General features: G+C 46.3%; 7 protein-coding genes. All 7 read left to right on the top strand.

Translation table 11 applies throughout. The annotated features are described in order from the left end of the window. Positions 1-61: 61 nt before the first annotated feature. The 7 genes from CC90_RS0121330 to CC90_RS0121295 all read left to right on the top strand — a co-directional run bounded on the left by CC90_RS0121330 (position 62) and on the right by CC90_RS0121295 (position 13,012). Positions 62-2,758, top strand: a complete 2,697-nt coding sequence (locus CC90_RS0121330; protein ID WP_031392741.1) for a GH36-type glycosyl hydrolase domain-containing protein — start codon at positions 62-64, stop codon at positions 2,756-2,758. Between the two features lie 417 nt (positions 2,759-3,175). Continuing rightward, entirely contained in the window at positions 3,176-6,388 is a 3,213-nt protein-coding gene (locus tag CC90_RS0121320) for a hypothetical protein (protein WP_031392740.1), read from the top strand. A 253-nt stretch (positions 6,389-6,641) separates the two neighbouring features. Beyond that, on the top strand, positions 6,642-7,229 hold the full coding sequence (locus CC90_RS0121315) for an MptD family putative ECF transporter S component (protein WP_031392739.1): 588 nt from the start codon (positions 6,642-6,644) through the stop codon (positions 7,227-7,229). Next, positions 7,229-7,942 carry an energy-coupling factor transporter transmembrane component T gene (locus tag CC90_RS0121310; protein WP_031392738.1) on the top strand — a complete coding sequence of 238 codons (714 nt, stop codon included), beginning with the start codon at positions 7,229-7,231 and terminating at the stop codon, positions 7,940-7,942. The genes CC90_RS0121315 and CC90_RS0121310 overlap by 1 nt, the downstream gene beginning before the upstream one ends. A gap of 3 nt (positions 7,943-7,945) precedes the next feature. Continuing rightward, positions 7,946-9,451, top strand: a complete 1,506-nt coding sequence (locus tag CC90_RS0121305) for an ABC transporter ATP-binding protein (RefSeq protein ID WP_031392737.1) — start codon at positions 7,946-7,948, stop codon at positions 9,449-9,451. Next, entirely contained in the window at positions 9,448-11,262 is a 1,815-nt protein-coding gene (locus CC90_RS0121300) for an ABC transporter ATP-binding protein (RefSeq protein ID WP_108702676.1), read from the top strand. The genes CC90_RS0121305 and CC90_RS0121300 overlap by 4 nt, the downstream gene beginning before the upstream one ends. Further along, positions 11,255-13,012, top strand: coding sequence for an ABC transporter ATP-binding protein (locus CC90_RS0121295; RefSeq protein ID WP_031392735.1), 1,758 nt, complete (start codon positions 11,255-11,257; stop codon positions 13,010-13,012). The genes CC90_RS0121300 and CC90_RS0121295 overlap by 8 nt, the downstream gene beginning before the upstream one ends. Positions 13,013-13,141: the final 129 nt, after the last annotated feature.

The following is a 13,141-nucleotide window of genomic DNA, read 5'->3' as shown; positions in this document are numbered from 1 at the left end:
CGACGGATAAGATTTGGAAAATATGAATTTATTTGTCGTAAAAGGGAAGGAGTTTTATCTTATGGAACAGTACAAATTTATCGATGCAGAAGGCAGTTTTCGGATAGAGAATCCGGAGCTTACGAGTTATCTTTATTTTCCGGTGGCAGGAGAATCAGGGGTCATGAGCAGCGTTACGCCCCTGCTTGGCGGGGATTCCAAGACCGGGCAGAATACATTCTTGTTAGAGCCGGTCAGTAATGAAAATTTACATAATAATAAATCGTCCCGTAATTTCTGGCTAAAATTGCAAAGCGGAGAGCTTTGGTCCGCTACAGGGGTTTCTTCCAGGCAGCAGATGGAGAAGTTCACTAAGGCGAAGGAGGAGACGGTCCTCGAAGCGGGTATTATGTGGCATAAGGTGAAGCGGAAATCTTCCGCCTATGGTCTGACCTCAGAGGTGACGACCTTTGTTCCCCATACGGAGGACAAGGTTGAGCTGACTATGATAACGATCGAAAATACAGGAAAAAATTACATAACGGCCACACCCGTAGCGGCAATTCCTATATATGCGCGCAGTGCGGACAATATAAGGGATCATAGGAACGTTACGAGCATGCTCCACCGGATCATAACAGCAGAAAACGGCGTTGTGGTGAATCCTACGCTGACTTTTGATGAACGAGGCCATAGAAAGAATGCGGTGGTATACGGCGTGTTTGGAAGGGGAAACGGCAGACTTCCCATCGGTTTTATTCCGGTAGCTGAGGATTTCATCGGCGAAGGCGGAGATTTCGAGAATCCCGGTGCGTTGCATGGGGAGAAGATAGATATGGTACCTGCGGGTATACAAGTGGATGGCTTCGAAGCTATGGGCGGAATTGTATTCGAAGAATTCACGATAAATCCGGGTGAGAGGATTTCCTACGTGGTAGCTCTTGGTTATGGAGAAGACATGGATGTCCTTTCGAAGGCGGCAGACACCTACTTGACAGAAGAGGTCTTTTTGAAGAGGCTGAAAGAGACAAAGGAATATTGGAACGGAAAGGTAAACATCTCTTATGAATCAGGAGACGACAGGTTCGACAGATGGATGTATTGGGTGAACTTCCAGCCGATACTGAGACGCATTTATGGCTGTTCCTTCCTGCCCCATCATGACTATGGAAAAGGTGGAAGAGGTTGGAGGGATTTGTGGCAGGATTGTCTGGCACTCCTTATGATGAACCCTTCCGGTGTCAGGGAAATGCTTCTGTCTAATTTCGGGGGCGTGCGCATGGACGGAACCAACGCTACGATTATCGGAAAGGAGCAGGGCGAGTTCATTGCGGATAGAAACGGAATTGCCAGAGTATGGATGGATCATGGCATGTGGCCCTTTATGACTTCTCATTTGTATATCAAGCAAAGTGGTGATTTGGATTTCATGTTGGAGGAAGCAGGATATTTCAAGGATGCCCAAGGCTTCCGGGGGGAAGGCAGTGATGAGAACTGGGTGCCGGAGCAGGGCTGCATTCAAAAAACGGCAGGGGGCGATGCTTACAGAGGAACGATTCTTGAGCACGTATTGTTGCAGCACCTTACCGCATTTTATGATGTGGGGGAGCACAACCATATGCGACTCCGGGGTGCTGACTGGAACGATGCGCTGGACATGGCGCCGGAGCGGGGGGAGAGTGTAGCATTTACAGCAGCTTATGCGGGAAATATAGAGGAAATCGCGGACCTTTTACTTCGTATGAAAAAGAAAGGAAAGGTGCAGACTGTCACTCTTTTGAAGGAAATGGAGCTGCTTCTTTGTGAAGGGGAAGGGCTTTATGAGAGTATAGAGGAGAAGAAGGAGCTGTTAAAGCGCTATTGTAACGTCTGCGGGCATACGGTAAGCGGTGAGAGATTTGAAATAGATACGGAAAAGCTGGCGGAGAATCTAAGGAAAAAAGCCGCTTGGCTGAAGGAGCATATCAGAAAGACGGAATGGATCAAAAATGGTGCGGGGCTTTCCTGGTACAATAGCTATTACGATAACAGCGGAAAAAGGGTAGAGGGTGATTTTGAAAAGGGAGTCCGCATGATGCTGACCGGGCAGGTATTTGCCATTATGTCGGGGACTGCGCAGGAGAAGCAGGTAGAGGAGATCGTAAAGTCTGCGGATGAATATCTTTACGCGCCGGAGGTAGGCGGCTATCGCTTGAATACGAATTTCGAAGAAATCAAGGCCGATATGGGAAGAATGTTCGGCTTTGCCTATGGGCAGAAGGAAAACGGCGCGGTATTCAGCCATATGACGACGATGTATGCCAACGCTCTATATAAGCGCGGGTTTGTAAAGGATGGTTATAAGGTGGTAAAAAGTCTATACAGCCATGCGAGTGATGTGACGAAGAGTAAGATATACCCGGGAATTCCTGAATATATAGACCCGAAAGGAAGGGGAGTTTACCATTACCTTACGGGGGCAGCGAGCTGGCTGCTGATGACGGTGCTCACTGAGATGTATGGAGTAAAAGGGGAGTATGGCAGCCTGAAGCTGGAGCCGAAGCTTATGGCGGAGCAGTTCGATAAGAATCATGAGGCAGCGGTGCACTTAGAGTTTGCGGGGCGGAAACTGCATGTAAAGTATTTGAATCCGCTTATGAAATCGTATGGGGAGTATGAAGTGAAGGAAGTTATTATGAATGGGCAGCTTGTGGCAGGAAAAGGGGCTTTGATTGGGAAGGAGTATTTCGTTTCTTGTAAGGTGCGTAGGGAGAATGATATTGTGGTGGTTTTGAGGTAGATTTTGAGGAATTTTGAGGAATTTTGGGGTGTGGAGGGAGGCCGGCTTTCTTCGGCAGCTTTGGCTTCGCTTCCTGCGCGCGCGGCCTGCATTTTCTAAAGGAAACGGGTTAGGTGGTGGTGGCGGTCGGGGCGGCAGCAAAGCACATCCTTGTGCTGTGCTGCCTAAACGCCGCATCCGTGCGGCGTTTGCCCTGGGTTTTTGAGGGTTTCCTTAAGAAAATGCAGGCCGCGTGCTAAACGGAATTGAATCCAAACTGCCGAAGAAAGCCTTGGTTACGGTAAGATAAAATTGCACGAAAATTTTGGCCGTGGTAGATGGGGCGGTGGCTGAGCGGGGGATGTGTGGTAACAAGGTGGGGAGTAGGTAAGTAGTTCATACGGAAAGAGATATTTGATTAAGGAAGGAGTGGGAAAGATGTTTGATAAGATGGGTAGGTATGTGATAGAGGATTTTGGGAAGAAGACGGTTTTTTCCAGTTTTTTGCCGGGGATTAGCGGAAGGCTGGGGATTCCGGTTTGGACTTTTTATGTGAATAGGGGGCAGGGGATCAGCAGTTTTGGGAGTGGGGATAAGGATCATTCCATTATGGAGTTTTATCCGGCATATCAAGCCTATCAGATGACGAAGAGGCAAGGATTTCGAACGTTTGTAAAAAAGGATGGCAGGTATATGGAGCCGTTTTCGGATGAGGGGAAGAAGACGGCGATGTATATTGGGATGAATGAATTCGAGATAGAAGAAGTGGATAGTGCAGAGGGACTTCAGACGAATGTTCTTTATTATACGCTGCCTGAGGAAAATATCGGTGGGCTTGTGAGAGAGGTTACGTTTAAGAATGTGAGCGGTAAAAGGATGCAGCTTCAGGTCCTGGACGGCATGCCGGCACTTATACCTTATGGGGTTTCTCTCACTCATATGAAGGAGATAGGACAGACGGCTAAGGCCTGGATGCAGGTGGAGGATACGCAGAGCAGGCTGCCGTATTTCAGGGTCCGCGCCAGTATTGCGGATAGTATTGCCGTGCAGGAGATTAAAGAAGGGAATTACAGTTTTGCAGTAGCGGAGAACGGAGAGAGGCTTCCGGTTATTGTGGATCCGGAGGTGGTGTTTTCTTATGACACCTCATTGACCAATGCAGTCGGTCTGGAGGAAATGAATCTGACAGAACTGTTGGAATGCGGACAAATTACTGAAAACAATGTACCATGTAGTTTTTTTGCAATAGAAAAGGAACTGGAAGCAGGAGAAAGTGTCACCATATATGAGGTAATTGGCATGGTGGAAAGCAAGGAGGTATTGAGAGAGTTTTCTGACAAGTGTGTCGGAAGTGAGTATTTTGAAGCAAAGAGGGCGGACGCTATCCGATTGACGGAGGAATTGTGCGGAGTAATCCATACGGAAACGGGGAATCCGGTATTCGATGCGTATTGCAAGCAGACTTATCTGGATAATCTCCTTCGGGGAGGTTATCCGGTGAAGCTGGGAAGAGAGAAGATATTCTATCTTTACTCAAGGAAGCACGGGGACATAGAGAGGGATTATAATTTTTTCCAGATGTCGCCTGAATTTTATTCGCAAGGAAACGCCAATTTCAGAGATGTAAATCAGAACAGAAGATGCGACGTGCTGTTTACGCCCTATGTGGGGGACATGAATATTAAGACGTTCTATAATCTCATTCAAACGGACGGATACAATCCTCTTTTGGTGCAGAGGGCGGTATATACGATAAAAGAAGAAAAAGTGGATAAACTCTCAGTTTTCATTAAAGATGACTTGTTGAGTCAAACAAAAGAGGAGTTATCCAAGCCCTTTACCCCGGGAAGTCTGGCAAGATTTGTCAAGAAGTATAAGATTCTGAAGACGGTGGAAGGGAAAAGAGAAAGTACTGCTTTGGAAGAGTTTACCGGTGCAGTAATGGATGAGGCTGACAGTGCCGTTAACGCATCCTTCGGAGAGGGCTATTGGACGGATCATTGGACCTATAACTTAGATTTGGTGGAAACATATCTGTCAGTATATCCGGATAAAGAGGAGTCTCTGCTGTTCGACGATGCTTCTTTTACCTATTATGAATCCCAGGCAGCGGTGAATCCGAGACGGCTTCGCTATGAAGAAACGGAAAAAGGAATCAGACAGTATCATACCTTGAATCACGAGGTAAAAAAAGAAGTGAACCGGCAGATAGTCCGCACCGGATATGGAAAGGGAGATACCTATTATACGACGTTAATGGAGAAGCTGCTGCTTTTGTGTGCGGTAAAGGTTGCGACGCTGGATCCATATGGAATGGGAATTGAGATGGAGGGCGGCAAGCCGGGATGGTACGATGCACTTAACGGGATGCCGGGACTTCTGGGCTCTTCTATGTGCGAAACTTACGAGCTTTGCAGAATGCTGGACTTTGTTATCGAAGAGCTGGAAAAACACAAAAGAACAGTGGTATGTGCGGAAGAAATCGTTGACTTGATGACAGGGTTGAATAATGTACTGGAAATGCAATCGGGCAAGTCTGTGCCGGAGGGAAATGCCGTACTGATAAGTGAAACGGGCAGGTTTACACAAAAGGGCGGTGTACCGGCAGCAGGAGATGTCGCATGGAGAGGAATGGAAACATGGAAAGCCCTCAATGATGTAAAGGAAGAATACCGCGAAAGGACTTTGTTCGGGGTGAGCGGGAAAACCGTGGAAATCCCTGCAAAGGAAGCAGTATACATTTTAAAACGGTTCCGCACTCTTGTTTCATCAGGTATTGAGAGAGCACTCGCGTATGGGGATGGGATGAGTCCGGCATATTTTACATATGAAGTGACGGATTATGAGAAGACCGGAAGCGGCATTGATGTTAGGGCAGTGCGTTTGGGACAGATGCCATACTTCTTAGAAGGACCTGTCCGTTTCCTGAAGCTGAATGCATTTAAGGAAGAAAAAGAAAAGCTGTACCGGAAAGTGAAAAACAGCGGAATGTACGATGAAAAGCTCCGGATGTACAAGGTAAACGAGTCACTGAGCGAGGTGAGCTTCGAGGTAGGCCGTTCCAAAGCATTTACCCCCGGTTGGCTGGAAAATGAATCTATTTGGCTTCATATGGAATACAAGTATTTACTGGAACTTTTAAAATCAGAAATGTATGGAGAATTCATAGAGGATTTCGAAAATGCAGCAGTCCCCTTTTTAGATGCGGACGTGTATGGCAGAAGTCCGCTGGAAAACTCCTCCTTTATCGCCAGCAGTGCGAATCACAATGAGAAGCTGCACGGAAAAGGTTTTGTGGCAAGGCTTAGCGGTTCTACGGCGGAATTCATCCATATGTGGCAGATTATGATGTTCGGCCCTCAGCCTTTTTCTATGGAAATGGGTGAGTTGAAGCTGCGGATAATGCCGCTGTTTCCCGCATATCTAATCGGAGAAGAGAAGAAAATACAAGCGGTATTTTTAGGAAAAATTCCGGTGGTATTCCATTTGGCGGAGAAAAAGGATTATATTCCCGGAGAGTATGGGATTAAAGTAAGAATTCAGCATCAGGACGGCAGTGTGGAGGAATATCAAAATGGTATTGTATCGGGCACAGATGCTCTGTCGGTAAGAGACGGGGAAGTGAAGCAAATACAAGTATTCATGAATTAGAATAGAATGTAGACAAATTGGAGTTAGGCTGTCCAGCCTAACTCAATTTTTCTGAAATGATACATGGCAAGAACCTTCATCGTATTTGTTTCGGCTGTTTACATTAAAAAGCGAAAGCCGGAATGAAAATAATAAATTTTATCAATACACAAACACAATATTGACAGAAGTTGGTAGGGATGATATAGTTTCCTGAGTTAGTCAAAACTAACCAAATGGCTGGTTAGAACAAAGCTAAAAAAGGAGGCTTAAAATGTCTGAAAAAACAAAACTCAAATCAAAAGACTTAATTGTTGCCGGGGCCTTTGCGGCATTGTACGTGGTTGTTCTCTTTATAACAGTAGGGTTAACAGGTTTTATTCCGGTGCTTTATTTAATGGCACCGCTGATCCTGGGTGTGGTTCTGGGTTCTATCTATATGCTGTACGTAACGAAAGTACCAAAGCGAGGTGCTATTTTCATATTGGCTGTTGCGGTAGGTTTGGTTACATCAATGGGTGGCGTATGGCTGGCCGGTGTTTGGTCTCTTTTATGCGGTCTTATTGCTGAGCTTATAGCTTATGCGGGAAAATATCGGTCGCGAAAGCTTTATATTATCAGTTATATGGTGTTTGCCTGTACGGGAATGGGGCCGTTCTGGCTTCTTGTATTTGCGAAAGAAGCATTTTTGCAGGCATGTTTGAATTATTATAATCAGGATTATGTGAATAAGCTGGATGCATTGACGCCGAGCTGGTTTATTTTTGTTTTGCTGGGGCTTGCTTTGATCGGCGGACTGATAGGCGGATTGCTTGGAAATAAGTTGCTTAAGAAGCATTTTGAGAAGGCAGGGGTGGTTTGATGGAAACGGCTATTGTTTTTCAAAGACATAGCATACATCTGGACCCGCGGACGAAGTTCTTGCTTTTATTTACGGTGGGAGGAGTCATATTCGCAAATATCAGCAGGGAAACGGAGATTATCATTTTCTCCGTTTTAAGTATCTTAACTATTTTTGAACATCAGTACCGTACGTTTCTGCGTTTTGGCAGCGTATTTGCAATTATGATGCTGGTGGACATCTTTGTGGCGCCTCATCTGTCCGGGGCTTTAGGTGCGGCCGTTTTAACCCTGGTACGCATTCCGCGGCTGCTGATACCTATCTGCCTTTCCAGCACTCTGTTGATAAGAACAACTACCGTGAGCGAGTTTATTGCAGCTTTTCAGAAGATTCATGTCTCTGAGAAGCTGATCATTCCTTTTTCAGTCATGTTTCGATTTATCCCTACGGTAAAGGAGGAGTGGTGTTCCATCAGCAATGCCATGCGTTTTCGGGGGATTGGCGTGTCCGCGCTCAACATGCTCACACGGCCGATGGAAACATTGGAATATGTCATGGTACCCCTCTTGATGTCCACGGCAACTATTTCCGGTGAGTTAGCTGCCGCCTCCCTTTCCAGAGGGCTGGACTCCGATATCAGGAGGAGCTGTATTACGCAGGTAAAGCTAGGATTGGCCGACTATATTGTTATTCTTGGTGCGGTCGTTCTCGTTGCAGAAACAGTAGTGAGGTAGGCTATGATTAAGATTGATAAAGTAAGCTTTTTTTACGGAGAGGACGCAAAAGCCGATAATGGGATTCGCGATATCAGCTTGACGATCCGTACTGGGGAGTTTGTGGTGCTATGCGGAAAAAGCGGATGCGGAAAGACGACACTCACCCGGATCATCAACGGATTGATTCCTCATTTCTATGAAGGTCAGTTGACGGGAACCGTACATATTAACGATTATGAAGTCACAAAGGAGCCGTTGGCTAAAACAGCGCGGAAAGTGGGTTCGGTTTTTCAGAATCCGCGAAGCCAGTTTTTTAATGTAGACACGACGGGGGAACTTGCTTTTGGCTGCGAGAACATTGGGATTGCCGTAGATGAAATATGGAAGCGGGTTGAAGATGCCACTGCCAAGTTTGAACTGGCTCATCTCAGGAAGCGAAGTATATTCGAGCTGTCGGGAGGAGAAAAACAGCGTATCGCCTGTGCATCGGTTTATGCGGTGCATCCCGATATATTTGTTCTGGATGAGCCGTCCTCCAACTTGGATGCGCCTTCGGTGGAAAAGTTGCGGCAGGTGCTGCAGAAATTGAAGGAAGAGGGGAAAACCATTGTAATATCGGAGCATCGGTTACATTACCTGGCCGGGCTGGCCGATCGTTTTATCTATATGGAAAACGGCCGCATTACATATACCTTCCGGGCGGAGGAGATGTGGTCGATGAAAGAACGGGAGCTTGCGGAGAAAGGGCTCCGTTGTCTTAATATTAAAAATATTAAGAAGCACGAAGATGGAATAGAGCGGCTGACTGGTGAAAGATTATCAATCTGTTCATTGGTATGCAAATACAACGGCAAGCCTGTGCTGGAGGTTCCGGAACTTTGCCTCCATAAAGGTGAAATTCTGGCCATTATCGGGCCGAACGGTGCGGGCAAGTCTACGTTTGCCGGTTGCCTGTGCGGGATAATAAAGCATAGGGGAAGATTTGACATTAGCGGTAAACCTATCAGGGCAATGGAACGGCTGAAAAACAGCTATATGGTCATGCAGGATGTAAACCACCAGTTGTTCACGGAAAGTGTGCTGGATGAGGTGACCTTAGGGGCTAAAGACAAGGATGCGGAAGAAGCCAAGGCTGTTTTGGCTGAATTAGAACTGGAGAATCGGGAAGACAGTCATCCGTTGGCGTTAAGCGGAGGACAAAAGCAGCGCGTTGCCATTGCCGGCGCCATGTGTACCGGCAAGCAGTTTCTCATCTATGACGAACCTACCAGCGGCCTTGATTTCATAAGCATGCGCTCGACCTGCAGACTCATTCGCAAAGCAGCAAAGTCTGCTTTTCTTTCGGCGATTATTACACATGATATAGAGTTTATCTTAGAATGCTGTACGGCAGTACTGCATATATCCGGAGGAACGGTCTGCGACTATTATCCTTTGGATGAAGCAGGAGTAAACAAAGTAAAAGACTTTTTTATAGAAGGCTTGATTTGTACGCCCGCCAAAGCGGGCAGATGGGAGCAATTATGAAACAGAAAAATAATTCTAAGACCGGCATGGCACGTCTTCTTGAGCTGGCAGCCACGAAGAAACCTTTAATGCTCGGTTCTGTTGTTCTATCCTCTCTGGCTTCGATCGCGAGCTTTATTCCTTATATCGCTATTTACCTGATGGTAAGGGAAATCCTAAGCGTTTGGCCCAGGGTAGATTCTCTGGATGCCGCTGCATCTCTCCGCTATGGAGGGATGGCTTTCGGAGGAGTAGTACTTAATATCCTCTTTTACTTCGGAGCCTTATCCTGCTCTCATTTGGCTGCGTTTGGCACCTTGTATGAGCTTAAAGTAAACTTCGCCACTCATCTTGCGAAAGTACCTTTAGGATTTCACATCCTCGTGGGAAGCGGAAAATTAAGAAAGATCATGGATGAGAATATTGAAAAGATTGAGGAATTCATCGCGCACCAGCTTCCGGATATCGTTGCGGCGTTCGTGGCTCCGGTAGTAATGGTGGTAATATTACTGGCAGTGGACTGGCGTTTCGGGTTGGCAGCTATGGCAGGAGTGATTCTTTCTTTTGTACTGCAGGCATCGATGTATGGCAATGAGGGCGCTAAGAAGATGATGAGCCAGTATCAGAAATCTCTGGAAAACATGAATAATGCCTCTGTAGAGTATATAAGAGGTATCGCTGTGGTAAAGGCCTTTAAACAGACGGTATATTCCTTCCGTCGCCTGCACGATACCATTAAGGAATATACCAGTATGGTAATACCTTACACCTTAAGCTGGGAGAATTCCTTCTCTGGTTTTACGACGCTTATTAATAATATTTATCTTTTTATTCTTCCGGTGGGTATATTGATTGGAATGAATACATCAGATTATACCGGATTTGCTGCAACGATGATTTTCTACTTGATTTTTGTACCGGCCATAGCGGGTATTCTGATGAAAGTAATGTATGTTAACTCCAACAGTATACGTATCTTGAATGGAGTGGAAGCTATGGACGCTCTGCTGGCAGAGCCCGTGATGTCCCAGCCGGCAATAGCAAGAGGCGTTGACAGTTATGATGTGGAGTTTCAGAATGTATCCTTTTCTTATGACAAGTCTAAGGAAACGAAAGCGCTTAACGGAGTGTCATTTATTGCAAGGCAAGGTGAGGTTACTGCTATCGTCGGAGCGTCCGGCGGCGGCAAGAGCACGGTTGCGCATCTCATTCCCCGCTTTTTTGATGTGACGGACGGAGCTCTCCTTCTTGGCGGAGTAGATGTGCGGGAAATGAACACCTCTTATTTGATGGAGCAGGTAAGCTTTGTATTCCAGGATGTATTTCTGTTTAAGCAGAGCATCAGGGATAATATACGCCTGGGTAATCCCACGGCCAGCGATGAGCAGATTGTAGAGGCTGCCAGGGCGGCCCAATGCCATGAATTTATTTTAAAGCTGCCCAAAGGTTATGATACCGTGATTGGAACGAAGGGGGTGAACTTAAGCGGCGGAGAAAAGCAAAGGGTAGCAATAGCCCGAGCCATTGTGAAAGATGCACCGGTGATCGTGTTGGATGAGGCTACCGCATTTGCCGATCCCGAGAATGAACATCTGATTCAGAAGGCTTTTGAAAAACTGATGAATAATAAGACTGTGGTAATTATTGCACACCGATTATCCACCATCCGCAGTGCCAATAAAATCGTGGTAATGGACTCAGGAAAAGTGCTGGAGGAGGGGACCCATGAAGAACTGCTGGCTCTAAGAGGAAAGTATTCTCTGATGTGGCAGACCTATAATGAAACAGCCAGCTGGACAATGAAAGGGAAAGGGGGAACCGTAAATGCCTGATAAGAAAAAGCTTCCGCGCCTGCAGGATGCACTGATGCTGACGGACAAAGGTTATAAGGACTTGAAAAAGGCAATCGCAGCCTGCACATTTACTAATTTTTCTATGATGCTTCCCACGATCGTGATGCTGGAGGTCATTATGGAATTGATCAAACCATTTACAGGAGATGAGATTTCCTGGAACAGGCTGTGGATTCTTTTTGCATTTGGAATTGCAGCGGCTTTTATTGTATTTCTTTGCAGTAAAAATGATTACAAAAAAACTTATATCGTATCTTATATGGAGAGTGAAAATGCTCGTACTTCCATGGCGGAGCATATCCGGAAGCTTCCGATGAGCGTATTCAATTCGAAGGACATTTCGGAGCTGACAACAAACCTTATGGGTGACGTGGCAACTACGGAGCACGTGTTGAGCCATATTTATCCTCAGTTGTTTTCAAATGCCATAACGATTACCGTTATCTGCATTATGATTGGATTTTTTGACTGGCGCATGGGCATAGCCATCTTTATTTCTGTGCCGATAGCGTTTTTAATTATCCTTGGCAGCAGAGGCGTGCAGAGAAAGCTGGGGAAAAGGCATGCGGATGCAAAGCTTGCCGCTTCGGAACAGGTGCAGGAGTACATTGAAGGGCTGAAGGTGATCAAGGCCTGTAATATGGACGGTGAACGGTTTGGAACTTTAGAAAAAGCCTTGCGTACCATGCGCAATCTGGCGATAAAGTTTGAATTCGGTACCGGAATCTTTATTACCGGAGCACAGGTGGTGCTGCAGGCAGGTGTGGGGCTTACTGTATTTGTCGGCATTACTTTGCTGACAGGCAGGCAGATTGAATTGATTCCTTTGCTGATGTGCCTTTTGATCGTTACCCGTATATACGGACCGATCCAAACGGAGCTTACCTTATTGCCCGAACTCCTGTATCATCAGATCGCCATAAAGAGAATGCGTGCACTGATGAATATCTCGCCTATGGAGGGCGCAGAGACGCCGCTCAAGGAGTTTGATATCGACTTTAAAAACGTGAACTTCAGTTATAATGCAGGCGGAGGGGAGACGATAAAGGACGTAAGCGTATCGATCCAGTCAGGAGGAATCACTGCTCTCGTAGGACCTTCAGGCAGCGGAAAAAGTACCTTATCCCGGCTGATCGCAAGGTTCTGGGATGTGGACGGCGGGAGTATTACGATCGGCGGTGTCAATGTGAAAACCTTGGATCCCGAGCACCTGATGGCTTATATGTCTATTGTTTTCCAGGATGTAGTACTGTTTAACGATACGATTTACAACAATATCCGCATCGGCAATATGAATGCGACCAGAGAACAGGTGATTGCAGCGGCTAAGGCAGCGCGCTGCGATGAATTTGCAGATAAGCTGCCGGACGGATATGATACGCTGCTCGGTGAAAACGGAAGTACGTTATCCGGAGGAGAACGTCAGCGTCTATCCATTGCAAGAGCATTGTTGAAAGACGCCCCTATCGTCTTGCTGGACGAAGCGACGGCTTCCCTGGACCCGGAAAGCGAATCTTACATTCAACAGGCGATCAGCAAATTAATCGAAAATAAAACGGTAATTGTAATAGCGCATCGTCTGCGTACCATTGTGGATGCGGATAAGATTATCGTCATGAACGAGGGTGAAGTAGTTGAGCAGGGGACACATCAGGAATTGCTGGGTAAGGAAGGATTATATAACAAGCTGTATTCGATTCAGCAGGAAAGCCTTGGATGGAGTATCTGATCGCTTAGCAGGATACGGTCACTGTATTTTTTTGATATCATAAAGATACTTGGGTAATTGCAGACTTGTTTCGCAATTACCTGCCGAAAATTATAATATATTACAGTTTGAAAAGAGTGATAGACAATA

Source organism: Kineothrix alysoides, assembly GCF_000732725.1.
Lineage (GTDB): Bacteria > Bacillota > Clostridia > Lachnospirales > Lachnospiraceae > Kineothrix > Kineothrix alysoides.
The sequence above is the reverse complement of the archived record's forward strand: the minus strand, read 5'-3'. Positions and strand labels throughout refer to the sequence as shown.

Bases quoted from the DNA above. Each gene is read 5' to 3' on its own strand.
- CC90_RS0121315 (WP_031392739.1), top strand. From the start codon at position 6,642: ATGTCTGAAAAAACAAAACTCAAATCAAAAGACTTAATTGTTGCCGGG.
- CC90_RS0121305 (WP_031392737.1), top strand. From the start codon at position 7,946: ATGATTAAGATTGATAAAGTAAGCTTTTTTTACGGAGAGGACGCAAAA.
- CC90_RS0121300 (WP_108702676.1), top strand. From the start codon at position 9,448: ATGAAACAGAAAAATAATTCTAAGACCGGCATGGCACGTCTTCTTGAG.
- CC90_RS0121295 (WP_031392735.1), top strand. From the start codon at position 11,255: ATGCCTGATAAGAAAAAGCTTCCGCGCCTGCAGGATGCACTGATGCTG.
- CC90_RS0121310 (WP_031392738.1), top strand. From the start codon at position 7,229: ATGGAAACGGCTATTGTTTTTCAAAGACATAGCATACATCTGGACCCG.
- CC90_RS0121330 (WP_031392741.1), top strand. From the start codon at position 62: ATGGAACAGTACAAATTTATCGATGCAGAAGGCAGTTTTCGGATAGAG.
- CC90_RS0121320 (WP_031392740.1), top strand. From the start codon at position 3,176: ATGTTTGATAAGATGGGTAGGTATGTGATAGAGGATTTTGGGAAGAAG.